The sequence below is a fragment of the Falsiroseomonas sp. genome (assembly GCF_051859025.1).
Classification (GTDB): Bacteria; Pseudomonadota; Alphaproteobacteria; order Acetobacterales; family Acetobacteraceae; genus Falsiroseomonas.
Genome location: NZ_JBHYGL010000001.1, coordinates 382,259 through 398,790 on the forward strand (window position 1 = coordinate 382,259; position 16,532 = coordinate 398,790).

The window sequence follows — 16,532 nt, forward strand, 5'->3', positions numbered from 1 at the left end:
GTCGCGGCGTTGCTGTCGCCGCCGCCCGCCCGTCAGGGCAGCCGCACCGTCAGGCCCAGCTGCCGCGCGCCCTCCGACGGTCCCGCGCCCATCAGGCCCGTCATTTCCCCGAAGGCCATGGGGCGGGGCGGGCGGAGGGTGAATTCGATCTCGCGCGGCTGGCGAATGAATTGCGCGACGGCCTCCCGCACCGCGACGAAGGGGTCGGGCCCCGTGGCGGCCGGCGCGGGGCCCGCCTTGCCCCCGGCGGCGGGCGCCGGGGCGCCCTTGGTGGCGGGCGGCGCGGCGCCGCGGCGGGGGGGCGGTGCATCCCCCGGCAGGGGCATGGCCATCACCATCTGGGCCCATTGGTCGCGGATCCGCGCTTCCGGCACCCGCTGCTGGCGCGCCTGCCAGCTGATGGCGCGGCCGAGCAGCCCCTGGTCCCGCCAGGACAGCGTCACCTCCTCCACCCGCGCATTCATCAACGCGGCCGCCTGGGCATCGGGGTCCAGCGTGGTGCCGGGCAGGGGGGCGGGCATGTCGCGGAAGCGGCCCGCCAGCGTCAGCGTCCCGGCCTCGTTCCACCGGGTCCGCCACGGGCTGAGGGCGAGGACACCGCCGGCGCGGGCGAGCGTGGCGCGCATCTCCATCCCCCCCGCGATTTCCGTGAAGCCCAGCTGTTCCAGCGGCGGCGCGGTGCCGCGCGGCAGCGTCACGCGCAGCCCGTCCACCACCAGGGAGCCCCCGATCACGCCATCGGCCGCCACGCTGCCATCGGCCTGGATGCGGCCCAGGCTGAACAGCGGCGCGCCATTGGCTTCCGCGGTGATCCCCTCCAGCTGGATCAGCTGCGGGACGCCCGGCGCCGGGTCCGGCGGCTGGATGTTGGTGGACCAGGCGGTGGCCAGCCCCGCGGCATCGATGCCCTGCACCACGACGCGGCCCAGGCGGAAGACGCCCGGCCCCATGGTGCCGAACTGGGTGCCGACCGAAAGCCCCTCCATCGCCAGGTCCATCAGCCGCCCCGGCACGAAGTCCCGCAGCGCCAGGCGGCCGAGCGACACATCGACCTGCTTCTCCTCATCCGCCACCCTGATCCCTTCGAGGTTGGCGCTGCGCAGCGTGAAGTCCTTGATGTCGAAATCCTGGCCGGGGGCGGGCATGGTGACGCCCGCGACCGTGATGCGCCCGACGCGGCCGCTGTTCCGGTTGCTGCCGGCGCCCCGGAATTCCAGGCCCTCCAGCGACGCCTGGCCGAGCGCGCCGGGGGCGTAGCCCTCGGCGCTCAGGCGGCCCAGCGTCAGCGTGCCGTCGGCGCTGAGGATGTTCAGCGCCTCCGCCTCCAGCACCCCGATCTCCAGCCGCGCCAGGTCCAGGCCCTGCCCGGCGGCAGGGATGGGCACGCCGCCCAGGACCAGCCGGGCGACCTCCGTGCGTTCGCCCTTGCCCTCGGTCAGCAGCAGGGCGCGGAACTCTGCGCGGCCGAGGCGCGCGTCGGAAACCTCCTGCAGCAGCACCTCCGCCACCGTGACCCGGCGGTCGCCGCCGGTCATCACCACATCGGTCAGCCGCGTGCGGCCGGAGACGGGGTCGACCTGGCGCGTCCCCCAGACGATGCGGGCATCGGGCCCGATCGCGACGCGCAGGCGTTCGATCGCGGCATCCACGCGGCGCTCGGCCTCCGCCTGGGCGACGGCGCCGGCGACCGGCAGGGCAAGCCCGCCAACCACGGCGAGGATGACAAGGCGACGGCGCATCGGCGGACTCCCGGCTTGGACGTGCAGCGTAGCCTAAGATAATCCGTGGGGGTTACGAAGTGGCGGAGCAGCGGGCACGGCAAGGTGAATGGCCCCCGGGCCACGCCGGTGGGAATGCCCGGGGGATTGGGGAGGCGGGCGGGCATGACGATGGTTTCGGCAGTGGACCGGCTGCGCGCCGCGGCGCCCGGCATCTTCGCGCGGTCGACCCATCCGGCCAGCGGCATCGACAGCTGGCTGCTTCGGATGCCGCCCTCGGTCTCCTCGCAGACGCTCTATTTCGGCAAGCCGTCCTGCGACGACGGGCTGCGCTTCCTCTGGTTCGCCTGGTTCACGCCCTGGGCCGGGTCGGCCAAGGCGGGGCGGATGCTGGGCGTCGTGGACCTGGAACGCGGCACGGTCACGCGCCTGCCGGACCACCAGTTCAGCGATGGCGGGGCGGCGGCGGACCCGGCGACGGGGGATCTGGTCTGGGCGAACAACCGGGATCTCTGGCGCCGCGGCCCCGATCCCGAAGCGGTGCCGCGCCACCTCGGCTGCCTGCCCTTCGAGATGACGCACCGCCGCCTCCTCCAGCGTCTGGTCACCCAGCCCAGCATCAGCGCGGACGGGTCGCGGCTGCTGCTCGATTCGCGGATCGGCACGCGCTGCTTCATCGGCGCGCTCGACCTGGCCGATGGCGGGTATGAGCCCTGGTTCTGCAGCCCGTCCCACTTCAACCATGGCCAATTCTCGCCCACCGATCCGGAACTGGTGCTGCTGGCGCGGGAGGATGAGGTGGACATGACCTCCGGCGTCAGCGAGCCCTATGAGCACCGCATGTTCTTCTACCGCCGGTCCGGCAGCTTCGGGCCGGTCGGCCCGCCCGGGCGGAAGGCGGGGCATGAGGTGTGGGGCGCGGATGGGCGTGCCGTGTGGTTCGTCGATTTCCGCCAGGGGGTGATGCGCTTCGACATCGCCAGCGGGGCGGCGGAGCTGGTCTGGCGCGGGACCGGCTGGCACACCCATGCCAGCGCCTGCGAACGCTATGTCGTGGCCGACCACCGGATCGGCGAGAACAAGGGCGGCCCCGCCTGGCTGCTGCGCTTCCTGAACCGGGACACCGGCCGATCCATCGAATTCGCGCGCATGACGCCGCCGGTGGAGGATGAGCTGCACCGCCACCCCCATCCCCGCTTCTGCGCCCGCGACCAGGCTGTGATCTACACCACGCTGGTGGAGGGGCGGACCTCGGTCGCCATCGTGCCCACCGCCGACCTGATCGCGGCCACGGCTTAACCGGTTATTGGCGGGGCCGCGGCTATGCCGGGCGGGACCCCCGGCAACAGGCCGGCGGGCACCCCCGGCCGCAGGCCGGCGAGCAGAGGCCCCGCAGGATGCACCACAGCGCGCCCGACAATCCCCTGTACCTGCGGTTCCTGCAGGGCAGGCAGGACCAGCCGCCGATCCACAAATGGCACCATTACTTCGAGGTCTATCACCAGGCCTTCGCGCCCTTCCGCGGCAGGCCGGTGACGATGCTGGAGATCGGCGTGCAGCGCGGCGGGTCGCTTCGCATGTGGCAGGACTACCTGGGCCCGCAGGCGCGCATCTTCGGCATGGATATCGACCCGGCGACGGAAGCCCATGGCCTGCCCGGCGCCAAGGTCTTCGTGGGGGACCAGGCGGACCCTGATTTTCTCCGCGCCGCGCTGGCGGAAATGGGGCCGCCCGACATCGTGCTGGATGATGGCGGCCACACCGCCCGCCAGCAGATCACCACCTTCGATGTCCTCTACCCCGCCATGCGCCTGCCCGGCGCCTATCTGATCGAGGACACCCACACCGCCTTCTGGGGCGGCCCCTTCGCCGATGACCCGCAGGGGCGGTCGATCTACGACGTCGCCTTCGGCGTCTGCCAGCGCCTGCATGAATGGACGGGGCGCGCGGGGTCGATGGACCGGCTCGGCATCCCGCCCGGGGAACGGGGGGCGGCGGACGCGGTCAGCGATCTGTGCCGCACGACCGAAAGCGTCAGCTTCTTCGACAGCATGATCCTGTTCCGGCGGGGGGAGCGGGCGGAGCCCTGGCACGAGGTGCGGTAGCCCCCTTGCCCCCTGGGCCCCGTTTCGCGATTGTTGCAGCGCAAAACGGCGCCCTTCGGCGCCGGGGGCAAAACGGCGCCAATCCGCGCCGGGGACAGAACGGCGCCGCGATGCGCCCCAGGGATGCCGATGGACCTCGCCTACCTCTCCGACTGGGCCAGCCTGCTCATCCGGTGGCTGCACCTGATCACCGGCATCGCCTGGATCGGCACCAGCTTCTACTTCATCGGCCTGGACAACCAGCTGGACCCGCCGAGGGACGGCAACCCCCGCGTGAAGGGGGAACAATGGGCGATCCATGGTGGCGGCTTCTACCGGAAGGAGAAGTACCTGAATGCCCCGGCGCAACTGCCGGAGAAGCTGCACTGGTTCAAATGGGAAGCCTACTGGACCTGGATCAGCGGCTTCTCGCTGTTCATGCTGATCTACTGGGGCCAGGCCTCCACCTACCTGGTCGATCCGGCGGTGATGAACCTCTCGCCCGGCGTCGCGGTCGCGATTTCCGCGGCGATGCTGGTGGGCGGCTGGGTGGTCTATGACCTGGTCTGCAAGTCGAAGTTCGCGGAGAATGAGCGCAACCTGTCGATCTTCGGCGTCGCGCTGCTGGTGGTCTCCGCCTTCGTGGCCTGTCACATCTTCAGCGGGCGTGGGGCGTTTCTCCAGATCGGCGCGATGACGGGGACGATCATGGTGGCGAATGTCGCCATGGTCATCATCCCCGGGCAGCGGAAGATGGTCGCCGCCATGCAGGCGGGGCAGGAGCCCGATCCGAAATACGGCCGCTGGGGCAAGCAGCGCAGCGTCCACAACACCTACCTGACGCTGCCCGTGCTGTTCCTGATGATCAGCCCGCACTACCCCATGACCTGGAGCAGCGACTGGAACTGGGTGGTGCTGCTGGCCATCACCCTGGCCGGCGCGCTGGTGCGGCAGTTCTTCGTGCTGCGGCAGATCGGCAAGAACCAGGTGATGCTGCCCGCCATGGCCATTGCCGTGATCGTGGTGCTGGCGATCATGCTGATGCCGAAGCGCGGGCCGGACATCGCCGGCATGGATGTGCCCAGCTTCGCGGAGGTCCAGGCCATCACCGCATCCCACTGCGCCTCCTGCCACGCCGCCCGCCCGACCTTCGAGGGTATTGCCGCCGCGCCCAAGGGCGTGCGTTTCGACGACCCCGCGCAGATCCGCCGCTGGGCCCAGGCCATGCGCCAGCAGGTGGCGACGGAGGCGATGCCGCCGGGCAACATGACGGAGATGACGACGGAGGAACGGCAGAAGATCCTCGCCTGGGTCGCGGCAGGGGCGAGAGCCGACTGACATGAAGGCCAGCGCGCTGACCACCCATATCCTCGATACCGCCTCCGGCCGGCCAGCCCAGGGCGTGCGCGTCGAGTTGTTCCGGCTGCAGGGCGAGGCCCGCGTGAAGGTGACGGAGGCGCTGACCAACGCCGATGGCCGCACCGATTCGCCGCTGATGAATGCCGCCGATTTCGTCGCCGGCACCTACGAGTTACGCTTCCACATCGGCGCGCATTTCGGGGGCGAGGGGTTCCTGGACCAGGTCCCGATCGTGGTGACGCTGCGGGAGGGGGAGGGGCATTACCACGTGCCGCTGCTCTGCACGCCCTGGAGCTACGCGACCTACCGCGGGTCCTGATCCCCGTCTTGCCCCACCTGCCATGCGCGGGCAGGCTGGCGGCATGGGGGAACGACCGATGATGACCGGTGCCGAATGGCTGGCGGGGAGCCTCGCGGCATCCGGGCAGAGCCATGTTTTCTTCGTCGATGCGGTGCTGCGGCCGACGCTTCTGGCGCTGTCGCGGCTCGGCGTGAAGCCGGTGCTGGCGCATACCGAGAAAGCCGCCGTCTACATGGCGGATGCCTATGGCCGCGTCAGCGGCCGGCCGGGCGTGGTGGCGGCGCAGTCGGTGGGGGCGGCGAACCTGGCCGCCGGGTTGCAGGATGCGTATCTCGCCCGCAGCCCCGTCATCGCGCTGACCGGCCGCAAGCCGCACGCCGCCCAGCACCGGAACGCCTACCAGGAAGTGGCCCATGCGCCACTGTTCCAGGCCGTGACGAAATTCTCGGCGGAGGTGGCGGAGGCCGCGCATCTGCCGCGGCTGTTGCGCCAGGCCTGGGCGGCGGCGGTGTCCGTCCCCGTCCGCCCCGTCCATCTCGACCTGCACGGGCTGATGGCGGAGGTGGTGGAACAGGGGCGGGTGAGCGAGCCGCCCGCCGACCTCTCCGCGCTGGTCGCGCCCCGCTTCCGGGGTGGCCCGGACCCGGATGCGGTGGCCGCCGCCGTCGCCGCGCTGGGGGCCGCGCAGCGCATCGTGATCGTGGCCGGCGACGGCGCCATGCTCTCGGGCTGCGGGGCGGAGGTGCTGGCCCTGGCGGAGGCGCTGGAGGCGCCGATCCTCACCACCCTCGGCGCCCGCGCCCTGCTGCCGACGGCGCATCCCCGCGTCGCGGGCGTGGCCGGTTCCTATTCCGCGCCGCCGGCCAACAAGGTCCTGGAGCAGGCCGGCCTGGTGGTGCTGGTGGGCTGCGACACCGGCGACCAGATGACGCATGGCTGGCGCCTGCCGCGCGCCGGCGTGCCGATCGTGCAGATCGATGCCGACCCGCTGGAATTCGACCGCAGCCTGCCCGCAACGGTGGCGCTGTTGGGCGATCCGCGCGCAGTGCTGTCCGAAGTCCTGGACCAGCTCGGCCGGCCGGATCGCGACAATGCCTTCGCCCGCGAAGCCGCGGCGATGGTCGCGGCATGGCGCGCCGGCGTTGCCCCGCGCCTGGCCAGCAACGCCGTGCCGATCGACCCCGCGCGGCTCTGCGCGGAGATCAGCGCGGCGCTGCCGGCGGATGGCATCCTGGTGGCCGATACCGGCTATTCCGGCATCTGGACCGGCACGATGATCGATCTCGCGGGCCCGGGCTACCAGCGCGCCGCGGGCTCGCTCGGCTGGGCCTTTCCGGCGGCGCTGGGTGCCAAATGCGCGGCGCCCGACCGCCCCGTGCTCTGCTGGTCCGGCGACGGCGCCTTCCACTACCATCTGGCGGAGCTGGAGACGGCCAAGCGCCTCGGCATCGCCGTCGTCTGCGTCGTCAACAACAACCAGGGCTTCGGCCAGGGCTGGCCCAACCTGCGCCGCGCCGCGGGGAATGATCCGGCGGCGGCGGCGGAGCTGCTGCGCTTCGGCGACCACGCCGATTTCGCCGCCATCGCCCGCGGCTTCGGCCTGCGCGGCATCGTGGTGGAACGCCCGGAGGATATCGGCCCCGCGCTGCGCGAGGCCCTGGCCTCCAGCGAGACGGTCGTGATCGATGTGCGGACGGACATCGAAGCCCGCGCCCCCGAACCCTACACACCGACGGAGTAGTTCAAGGCATGGCCATCAAGGTCGCGGTGATCGGCGCCGGCACGATGGGGCACGCCCTCGCGCTGGTCTATGCGCTGGGCGGGCATGAGGTGCGGCTGACCGACAGCGCCATGGCGACGCTCGACAAGGCGGGCCCGCTGATGGAGACGGCGCTGGCTACGCTAGTGCAGGCCGGGGAGGCGCCGGCGGATCGCGACGCCGCCTGGCTTCACGGCGCCGTCACCCGCCTGCCGACGCTGGCGGAGACGGTGGAGGATGCGGACCTGATCGTGGAAGCGATCATCGAGAAGCCGGACGCCAAGCGCGTGCTGTTCGACCAGATCGACGCGGTGGCGCCGATGTCCGCGATCATCGCCAGCAACACCAGCTACCTCGATCCCTTCCCGCTGATCCCGGCGCGGCGCCAGGCGCGGGCGATCATCATGCACTGGTACACGCCGCCCTACCTGGTGGATCTGGTGGACATCGTCGGCGGACCGGAATGCGACCCCGCCTGCGTGGCCTTCGCCCGCGAACTCTGCCTCGCCATGGGCAAGGCGCCCGTGGTCATGCGGAAATTCGTCCCGGGCTACATCGCCAACCGCGTGCAATCCGCCATGGGGCTGGAGATCCAGAAGCTGCTGGATGAGGGTGTGGCGACGGCGGAGGAGATCGACACGGCGATCATCGAGGGCATCGCCCTTCGCCTCCCCATCCTCGGCATGCTGGCCAAGGCCGATTTCACCGGGCTTCCCTTCATGCAGGCGAGCCTCTCCAACCGCATGTACGAACCGCCGCCGGTGCGGGGGAAGTGCGAGGCGGTGGACGCGCTGGTGGCCGAGGGCAAGACCGGCGTCATGGCCGGCGCCGGCTTCTACGATTGGGGAGGACAGGACCCGGCCGCGCTGTTCGAGGCGCGGGACCGGCGGCTGATGGAATTGAAGCGCGCGATCCGGCGGATCGGTACGATGGCGGGCCAAGGGCGTCAAGAAGGACGAAGCGCATGATCACCTACGACCTCAAGGGCCGCGCCGCGCTGGTCACGGGCGGTGCATCGGGCATCGGCTACGCCACCGCCACGCTGCTGGCCCGCAGCGGCTGCGCCGTCGCCATCAACCACCTGGCGGATGATCCGCGCGGGCCGGAAGCCGTGGCCAGGCTGGCGGCGGAGACGGGGGCGCGGGTGATCTCCGCCCCGGGTTCCGTGGCCGATGCCGTGGGCGCGGCGGCGATGGTGGACAAGGCGGTCGCCGATCTCGGGCGTCTCGACTACCTCGCCAACAACGCCGGCACCCCCGGCACGCGCACCTCCGTCGCGCCGCATGAACTGGACCGGCTGACGGAGGAACTCTGGCAGGCCGTGATCGAGGTGAATCTGCTGGGCGTCTTCCGCTGCGCCAAGGCGGCTGCGCCGGCGCTGCGCGCGTCCCGCGGCGCCATCGTCAACACCGCCTCCATCGCCGGCATCAATTCGGCCGGGTCGTCCATGGCCTATGGCGCGACCAAGGCCGGCGTCATCAGCCTGACGAAGAACCTGGCGCGCGGCCTGGCGCCGGAGGTCCGGGTGAATGCGGTGGCGCCGGGTGCGGTGGACAGCACCTGGATGATCGAATGGACGAACGAACAGCGCGCGTCGTCCATCGACAACGCCCTGCTGAAGCGCCGCTGCACGCCGGAAGATCTGGCGGAGGTGATGGTCTTCCTGCTGGCGGGTGCCGCGATGGTCACGGGCCAGACGGTGGTGGTGGATGGCGGGCTGACGGTGTGAGGGCGCTGCCCGGCGCCGTCCTGTTCGACATGGACGGCGTCCTCGCCCTCAACAGCCATTTCCACACCCAGGCTTGGCAGCGCTACGCGGCCGAACACCTCGGCATCGCGATCGGCGACGACGATGCCCGCATCCATGGCGGCCGGAACGCGGACATCCTCGCCGCCCTCACGGGCCGCCAGCCCGGCGCTGCGGAAGTCGAGGCCTGCGACCGGCTGAAGGAGGGCACGTATCGCCGCCTAGCCAGGGGCGCGATCCGGCCGGTGCCGGGACTGATGGCCTATCTCGATCATCTCGCCGCGCATCGCGTCCCCTGCGCGGTGGTGACCAGCGCGGGCGTCGAGAATGCGGATTTCGTCCTCGCCGAACTCGGCATCGCCGCCCGCTTCGCCGCGCGGGTGACGGCGGAGGATGTTCGCGCGGGCAAGCCACATCCCGAGCCCTACCAGCAGGGCGCCCGCCGCCTCGGCATCGATCCCGCCGCCTGCCTGGTGCATGAGGATGCGCCGGCCGGCGTGCGGTCCGCGATTGCCGCGGGCTGCCAGGTGGTCGCGCTGACGACGACGGTGGTGCCGGCTGTGTTGCGGCAGGCCGGGGCCGCGCGACTGGTCGCGGATTTCGACGAGTGGCTGGCGCAGCTCGCGATCTCGGGCGACGACGCCTCAAGCTGAGGCATGGCTGCCGCGCGGCGGGCGATGCTTGTTTTCGTTTGCCCGAGGGCTTGCCTTCGCTAGAAGGCGCCGATGGACAACAGCATGGCCACCCGGCCCCGCAGCACGCTGAAGGGCGATGCCTATCGCGCCTATGAGGAACTGCCCCCGGTGGTGCGGCGCGCCTTGCAGGAATCGCTGGTGGATTGGTGCCCGCTGCGCGCGCGGGAATGGCATGTGCGCCTGCTGAAGCAGCAGCGCCTGAAGCCCGCCCAGGCGGCGGAGGCGCTGGTCCAGGCGATCCGCGGGCATGACCAGGCGGAGGTCGCGGCCTTTGCCCGCACCTGGGCGAAGGGCGCCAAGGCCTATCCGCATCTGGCGGCGGAGGCGACCTTGCAGCGCTACGCCGGCCCGGAAGGCATCCCGGTGCCGAAGCCGGTTGTCATCGCGAAGCCGGTTGCCAGCCCGAAGCCTGCCGCGCCCCCGCGCAAGGCGAAGCCCGCGCCCCAGCCACGGCAGAAGCCGCGGCCCAAGGCGAAGGCCAAGCGCGCCGCCGGGCGCCGTTCCCGCCGCTGAGGCCTATCGCGCCGCGGTCGATCCCCGCACCACCTGCCGCCCGCTGAGCATCACCTTCCGAACGGGCGCACCCGGGTCCCGCAGCCGGTCGAACAGCAATTGCATGGCGCCGCGGCCGATTTCCTCCAGCGGCTGCTCCACCACGGTCAGCCCGGGTTCCACCAGCTCCGTCCAGGGCTCATTGTCGAAGCCGCAGAGCGCGACGTCGCTCGGCACGCGCAGCCCCGCCTGGCGGCTGGCGCGCAGCGCGCCCAGCAGCAGCAGCGAATTGGCGGCGAGCAGCGCGCCGGGCGAAGCCTCCCGCAGCACGGCCAGCGCGGCCTCGGCGGGCGGCGTCGCGGGGGGGATGAAGCGGGCATCGGGCGCCAGGCCGTGGCGGGCCATGCCGGTGGCGTAGCCCTCCGCCCGCGCGCGGCCGGTGTCGCTCGTCTCCCCGAACAGGCCGGTGATGCGGCGATGGCCCTTGGCGACCAGGTGGTCCACCAGGCCGGAAGCGGCCTCCGCATTGTCCAGCAGCACGCTGTCGAACAGGCCGGGTGGGCCGGCGCGGTCGATCAGCACGGTAGGCAGGTCCAGCGCCATCCCCGCCAGGCGCTGAGCCGTCGCGCGCGTCGGCGCCATGATGAGGCCCGTGACGCGCTCCTCCTGCATCAGCTGCAGGTAGCTGGCCTCCCGCGCCGGATCGCGGTCCGAATCGCAGAGGATGACGCGCAGCCCGGCCTCGAAGGCCGCGTGTTCCACGGCGCGGGCGACGCCGGTGAAGAAGGGGTTGGCGATGTCGGCGACCATCAGGCCGATCGTGCCGGTTTCCTGCGACCGGAGCCGCCGCGCGGCCAAATTGGGGCGGTAGCCCGTGGCGCGGACGGCCTGCATCACCTGTTCGCGAAGCGCGTCGCTGATCGGCCCCTTGCCGAGCGCACGGGATACGGTGGCGGGCGCGACGCCGGCGGCGCGGGCCACGTCCTTGATGCCCACGGCAGGCTGGGGTGGGGAGGGGGATGTGATCGATTTCATCGGCTGGACCGCAGCATGACGAAGCACGGCCCTCGCTTCAACGGCCATCACGCCGCAGTGGTCATGATCTCTTAAAAATTCTTTGACAGGCGATGTGAAAACGTTTTCATTACCAGCAACCAAGCGTCAGGCAGGAAACTCCCCATGGCCCCGATCGCGTCCGCCAGCCCCTCCATGGCCATCGCGCCGGATCTCGTGCGCCTCGATGCCCGGCCCGCCGACAAGCAGGACGCCATCCAGCAGCTGGGCCAACTCCTCGCCGCCGCCGGCTGCACCGACCCCGCCTATGCCGCCAGCATGGAAGGGCGGGAGAGGGCGGCGAACACCTTCCTCGGCCATGGCGTTGCCATCCCGCACGGCCTGGCCGCAGACCGGCACCTGGTCCGCCGCAACGGCCTGGCCATCCTGCAGGTGCGCGATGGCATCGAGTGGAATCCAGGCCAGCGCGCGCACCTCATCGTCGGCATCGCGGCGGCGTCGGACGAACACATCGCCATCCTCCGCCGCCTGACTAGGTTGATGCAGGATGAAGCCGCGCTGGCCCGCCTGTTCACGGTGGAGGATGCCGGCGCCATCATCGCCGCCCTTGGCGCCGAGGCGCCCGAAGCCCCCGCCGCCGCCGCGACGGATTTCGCGGAGCGTTTCGACTGGGTGCTGGACTACCCCGCCGGCCTGCATGCCCGCCCCGCCACGCGCTGGGTGGAGGCGGCCCGCGCGACGGGCGCGCGCATCCAGGTGCGCCACGGCGCCCAGGCCGCCGATGCCGGCGCGCTGATCGCGCTGCTGCAACTGGGTCTCCGCCCGGGGGATGCCGTCACCATCTCCGCGGAGGGCCGGGACGCCGCCGCCGCGCTGGCGCGCTTCCGCGCCACCATCACGGGCCTCTCCGCGCAGGAGAAGGCGGATGCCGCCACCGCCGCCCGCCGCGCCACCACCACCGTGCGGGGGTTCGAGCCGACAGGCCGCGTCATCACCCTGGCCGGCATCGGCGCCAGCCCCGGCCTCGCCATCGGCCGCATCCACCTGCTGGCCGCGCATGACGCCGCCATCCCCGACCTGCCCCTGCCGCTGGCGGAGGGTGGCGCGCGGCTGGAACACGCCATCCGCGCCACCCGCGCCCAGCTGAAGGCGCTGGAGGATGATACGGCGCGGCGCCTCGGCGCCTCGGATGCCGCCATCTTCACGGCCCAGGCCGGGCTGCTGGATGACCCCGACCTCATCACCACCACCTGCCAGTTGATGGTGGAGGGCCATGGCCTGGCCTGGTCCTGGCACCAGGCGGTGGACCGCATCGCGGGATCGCTCGCGGCGCTGGGCAACCCCGTGCTGGCGGGCCGCGCGGCGGACCTCCGCGATGTCGGGCGCCGGGTGCTCGGCCATATCGACCCCTCGCTGGCCGGCGGCACGCTGCATGACCTGCCGGAGGGCAAGGTGATCCTGGTGGCGGAGGATCTCTCGCCATCGGACACCGCGGGGCTCGACCCCGATCGCGTCGTCGGCCTGGCCACCGCCACCGGTGGCCCCACCTCCCACACCGCCATCCTGGCGCGGACGCTGGGCGTGCCGGCGCTGGTCGCGGGTGGGGCGGGGCTGCTGGACCTGAAGCCGGGCACGGAGGCCATCATCGATGGCATTGCGGGGCGCCTGCACCTCGACCCCGGGGAACAGGACCTCGCCGCCGCCCGCGCCTTCATCGCCCGCCAGGCGGAGCGCCGTGCGCGGGAGGCGACGCTGCGCGCGGAGCCCGCCACCACGCGCGACGGCACGCGGATCGAGGTCGCGGCCAACATCAACCTGCCGGACCAGGCCGCCTTCGCCCTGGCGCAGGGCGCGGAGGGCGTCGGCCTGATGCGGACGGAGTTCCTGTTTCTCGAATCCGGCGTCACACCCGATGAGGACAGCCAGTTCGCCACCTACCGCGCGATGATCGATGCGCTGGGGGCCAAGCCGCTGATCGTCCGCGCGCTGGATATCGGCGGCGACAAGCAGGTGCCTCATCTGCGCCTGCCGGTGGAGGCGAACCCCTTCCTCGGCGTGCGCGGCGCGCGCCTGCTGCTGCGCCGGCCCGATCTGATGGAGCCGCAATTGCGCGCCCTGTTCCGAGCCGCGAAGGAAGGCGGCGCGTTGTCCATCATGTTCCCCATGGTGACCTCGGTGCAGGAGGTGATCGCGCTGCGCGCGGCCTGCGACCGCATCCGCGCCGCGATCGGGGCGCCCGAAATCCCCATCGGCATCATGGTGGAAGTCCCGGCCGCCGCGGTGCAGGCGGATGCGCTGGCGCGGCACGTGGATTTCTTCTCCATCGGGACCAACGATCTGACGCAATACGTGCTGGCGATGGATCGCCAGAACCCGGAACTGGCGCCGGAGGCCGACAGCCTGCACCCCGCCGTGCTGCGCATGATCGCGATGACGGTGCAGGCGGCGGAGCGCGCGGGGAAATGGACCGGCGTCTGCGGCGGCCTGGCGGGCGACCCCTTCGGCGCCGCGCTGCTGGCCGGCATGGGCGTGCGCGAATTGTCCATGACGCCGCGCGATATCCCCGCCGTGAAGTCGCTGCTGCGCGGCGCGACCCTCGCGGACCTCAAGGCGCTCGCCGCCCGCGCCCTGGCCTGCGCGACGGCCGAGGATGTCCGCGCGCTGGAGGCCGAATTGGCCCCGGCCGAACAGGCGGCGGCGTGATGCTCACCCTCACGCTCAACCCTGCCATCGATGTGACGGTGGCGCTGGAGGCATTGCTGCCGGGCCAGGTGAACCCGGCCCTGCGGCAGGAACGCCATGCCGCGGGGAAGGGGATCAATGTCGCATCCTGCCTGGCGGATTGGGGCGCGGCGGTCACGGCCACCGGGCTGCTCGGCGCCGACAATGACGCGATCTTCCGCGCGCTATTCACGGAAAAACGCATCGCGGACCGTTGCACCCGCATCGCCGGCGAGACGCGGACCAACATCAAGCTGCTGGACCAGTCGAGCGGCGAGACGACGGATATCAACCTGCCGGGCCTGGCGCCGGATGAGGCCGCGCTCGATGCCTGCCTGGCGGCGGCGGAGCAGGCGCGCGGCATCGCCGTGCTCTCCGGCAGCCTGCCGCGCGGCGTGGCCCCCGACCTCTACGCGCGCCTGACCGCGACGCTGACCGCGCGCGGCGTGCGGGTCGTGGTGGATGCCAGCGGCGCGGCGCTGCAGGCGGTGCTGGCAGGCCCGGTGAAGCCATACGCCATCAAGCCGAACCGGCATGAGATGGAAGGCCTGGTCGGGCACGCCTTGCCGGATGCCACCGCGCTGCTGGCGGCCGCGCGAAGGCTGGCCGCGCAGGGCGTCGGGCTCGTCGTCGTCTCCATGGGGGGGGAGGGGGCCTTGTTCGTCACCTCCGATGCCGTGCTGCGGGTCCACCCGCCCGCGGTGCCCGTGACCAGCAGCGTCGGCGCGGGGGATGCGATGGTGGCGGGGATCGTCGCCGGCCTCGCCGACAATCTGCCGCTGCCGGCGCTGGCCTGCCGCGCCACCGCCTTCGCCGCGGGCAAGTTGCAGAAGACCGGCGCCCAGATTCCCGGCCGCGCGGCGGTGGAGGCGATTGCCGCCACGCTCCGCCCCGAACCCATCGAATGACGGAGGAAACGACATGTCCGGCGTGATCGCGGTGGTGGAGGGGGGCGACAATCCCGTCCAGGCCATGCTGGCGGCGGAGGCGCTGCGCCAGGCCGCCCGCAAGGGTGGCCGTGAGTTGACAGTGGAAATCCGCACCCCCCGCGGCGTGCTCCACCCGCTGCCCGCGAAGCCAGAGGCCGATGCGCTGCTGCTGGTCGGCGATGCTGCCGCACCGCAGGGCATGGACGGCCTGACGCCGACCCGTGCGCGGGTGGAGGATGTGCTGGCCGATGCGATGGCCGTGCTGGACCGCGCCTGGGCCGGCCACGCGCCCGCGCCCGCCGCCAGCGCCGCGAAGCGCATCGTCGCCATCACCTCCTGCCCCACCGGCATCGCCCACACCTTCATGGCGGCGGAGGGGCTGGAGGGCGCGGCCAAGGCGCTCGGCCATTCGATCAAGGTGGAGACGCAGGGCTCCGTCGGCGCGCAGAACACGCTGACGGCCGAGGATATCGCGGCGGCCGATTTGGTGCTGATCGCGGCCGACACGCAGGTGGAACTCTCGCGCTTCGGCGGCAAGCGCGTGTTCCTTTCGGGCACCAAGCCCGCGATCAATGGCGGCCAGGCGCTGGTGGCGCGCGCGCTGGCGGAGGCGACGGTGCAGGGCGGCGGCGCCACCACGGCGGCGCCCGCGAAGAAGCAGGCGACGGGCCCCTACAAGCATCTGATGACCGGCGTGTCCTTCATGCTGCCCTTCGTGGTGGCGGGCGGGCTGCTGGTGGCGCTGGCCTTTGCCTTCGGCGGCATCTACGCCTTCGACGACGCGCACAAGGGGACGTTTGCCGGCGCGCTCTTCCAGATCGGCGGGCGCGCGGCGCTGGCCCTGATGGTGCCGGCGCTGGCGGGCTACATCGCCTATTCAATCGCCGACCGGCCCGGCATCGCGCCCGGCATGATCGGCGGCATGATTGCCGGGCAGCTCAATGCGGGCTTCCTCGGCGGGATCGTGGCGGGCTTCGTGGCGGGGTACTTCGTCGCCTGGCTCAACAGCAACCTGAAGCTGCCTCGCACCTTGGAGGGGCTGAAGCCGGTCCTCATCCTGCCCGTCGCCGGCGCGCTGGTGACGGGGCTGTTCATGATCTACGTGGCCGGCGGGCCCGTCGCGACGGCGCTGGCTGCGCTGACGGAATTCCTCCGCGGCATGCAGGGCAGCGGCGCCATCGCGCTCGGCCTCATCATCGGCGCCATGATGGCCTTCGACATGGGCGGGCCGGTGAACAAGGCGGCCTATGCCTTCTCCACCGGGCTGATCGCCAGCGAGGTCTATGCGCCCATGGCCGCTGCCATGGCGGCGGGCATGACGCCGCCGCTCGGCCTCGCTTTGGCCGCCTACCTGTTCCGCGACCGCTTCACGGCGGAGGAGCGGGAGGCCGCGCCGGCCGCCGGCGTACTGGGCCTGGCCTTCATCAGCGAGGGCGCGATCCCCTTCGCCGCCAAGGACCCGCTGCGGGTGATCCCCTCCCTCGTCGTGGGCTCCGCGGTGGCGGGCGCGCTGTCCATGATGGTGGGCGCGGAGCTCCGCGTGCCGCATGGCGGCATCTTCGTGCTGCCCATCCCGAACGCGGTGTCCCATCTGCTCGGCTACATCGTGGCGCTGGTGGCGGGCACGGTCGTCACGGCGCTGATGCTGCGCGTTTTGAAGAAGCCTGCGATCGCATGACAGACCGTTTGACGATGCCGGCGGCTGAGGATCCG

The 16,532-nt window shown here is 72.0% G+C and carries 14 protein-coding genes; 12 read left to right on the forward strand and 2 right to left on the reverse strand.

Annotated elements, in window-relative coordinates; genetic code table 11:
- Window positions 1–32 precede the first annotated feature (32 nt).
- Entirely contained in the window at window positions 33–1,739 is a 1,707-nt protein-coding gene (locus tag ACTIE5_RS01970; protein ID WP_439548012.1) for a hypothetical protein, read from the reverse strand.
- A gap of 144 nt (window positions 1,740–1,883) precedes the next feature.
- Between ACTIE5_RS01970 and ACTIE5_RS01975 the strand changes: the two genes are divergently transcribed.
- The 9 genes from ACTIE5_RS01975 (at window position 1,884) to ACTIE5_RS02015 (ending at window position 10,176) form a co-directional block, all read left to right on the forward strand.
- Window positions 1,884–3,017 (forward strand): hypothetical protein, encoded by a 1,134-nt coding sequence (locus tag ACTIE5_RS01975; protein WP_439548013.1) that lies wholly within the window; start codon window positions 1,884–1,886, stop codon window positions 3,015–3,017.
- A gap of 98 nt (window positions 3,018–3,115) precedes the next feature.
- Window positions 3,116–3,823, forward strand: coding sequence for a hypothetical protein (locus ACTIE5_RS01980; RefSeq protein WP_439548014.1), 708 nt, complete (start codon window positions 3,116–3,118; stop codon window positions 3,821–3,823).
- A 129-nt stretch (window positions 3,824–3,952) separates the two neighbouring features.
- Window positions 3,953–5,140: a urate hydroxylase PuuD gene (locus tag ACTIE5_RS01985; protein ID WP_439548015.1), complete on the forward strand. Its 1,188-nt coding sequence runs from the start codon at window positions 3,953–3,955 to the stop codon at window positions 5,138–5,140.
- A 1-nt stretch (window position 5,141) separates the two neighbouring features.
- Entirely contained in the window at window positions 5,142–5,480 is a 339-nt protein-coding gene (gene uraH, locus ACTIE5_RS01990) for a hydroxyisourate hydrolase (RefSeq protein WP_439548016.1), read from the forward strand.
- A gap of 58 nt (window positions 5,481–5,538) precedes the next feature.
- Window positions 5,539–7,203, forward strand: a complete 1,665-nt coding sequence (locus ACTIE5_RS01995) for a thiamine pyrophosphate-binding protein (RefSeq protein ID WP_439548017.1) — start codon at window positions 5,539–5,541, stop codon at window positions 7,201–7,203.
- An 8-nt stretch (window positions 7,204–7,211) separates the two neighbouring features.
- Window positions 7,212–8,189, forward strand: coding sequence for a 3-hydroxyacyl-CoA dehydrogenase family protein (locus ACTIE5_RS02000; protein WP_439548018.1), 978 nt, complete (start codon window positions 7,212–7,214; stop codon window positions 8,187–8,189).
- Complete coding sequence (locus tag ACTIE5_RS02005; RefSeq protein ID WP_439548019.1) at window positions 8,186–8,950, forward strand: SDR family NAD(P)-dependent oxidoreductase; 765 nt, start codon at window positions 8,186–8,188, stop codon at window positions 8,948–8,950. The genes ACTIE5_RS02000 and ACTIE5_RS02005 overlap by 4 nt, the downstream gene beginning before the upstream one ends.
- Window positions 8,947–9,621 (forward strand): HAD family hydrolase, encoded by a 675-nt coding sequence (locus ACTIE5_RS02010; protein ID WP_439548020.1) that lies wholly within the window; start codon window positions 8,947–8,949, stop codon window positions 9,619–9,621. Before ACTIE5_RS02005 ends, ACTIE5_RS02010 begins: the two co-directional genes overlap by 4 nt.
- Window positions 9,622–9,705: 84 nt before the next feature.
- A complete protein-coding gene (locus tag ACTIE5_RS02015) occupies window positions 9,706–10,176 on the forward strand; it encodes a DUF6525 family protein (RefSeq protein WP_439548021.1) in 471 nt (156 codons plus the stop codon).
- 3 nt (window positions 10,177–10,179) lie between these two features.
- Here ACTIE5_RS02015 and ACTIE5_RS02020 read toward each other — a convergent pair whose 3' ends face one another.
- Window positions 10,180–11,190, reverse strand: coding sequence for a LacI family DNA-binding transcriptional regulator (locus ACTIE5_RS02020; protein ID WP_439548022.1), 1,011 nt, complete (start codon window positions 11,188–11,190; stop codon window positions 10,180–10,182).
- A gap of 144 nt (window positions 11,191–11,334) precedes the next feature.
- Here ACTIE5_RS02020 and ptsP point away from each other — a divergent pair, with 144 nt between their 5' ends.
- From ptsP to ACTIE5_RS02035, 3 genes are read left to right on the forward strand one after another with little or no spacing between them, the layout of a single operon-like run.
- A complete protein-coding gene (gene ptsP, locus ACTIE5_RS02025; protein ID WP_439548023.1) occupies window positions 11,335–13,872 on the forward strand; it encodes a phosphoenolpyruvate--protein phosphotransferase in 2,538 nt (845 codons plus the stop codon).
- On the forward strand, window positions 13,872–14,798 hold the full coding sequence (gene pfkB, locus ACTIE5_RS02030; RefSeq protein WP_439548024.1) for a 1-phosphofructokinase: 927 nt from the start codon (window positions 13,872–13,874) through the stop codon (window positions 14,796–14,798). The genes ptsP and pfkB overlap by 1 nt, the downstream gene beginning before the upstream one ends.
- 13 nt (window positions 14,799–14,811) lie before the next feature.
- Window positions 14,812–16,497, forward strand: coding sequence for a PTS fructose transporter subunit IIC (locus ACTIE5_RS02035; protein WP_439548025.1), 1,686 nt, complete (start codon window positions 14,812–14,814; stop codon window positions 16,495–16,497).
- Window positions 16,498–16,532 lie beyond the last annotated feature (35 nt).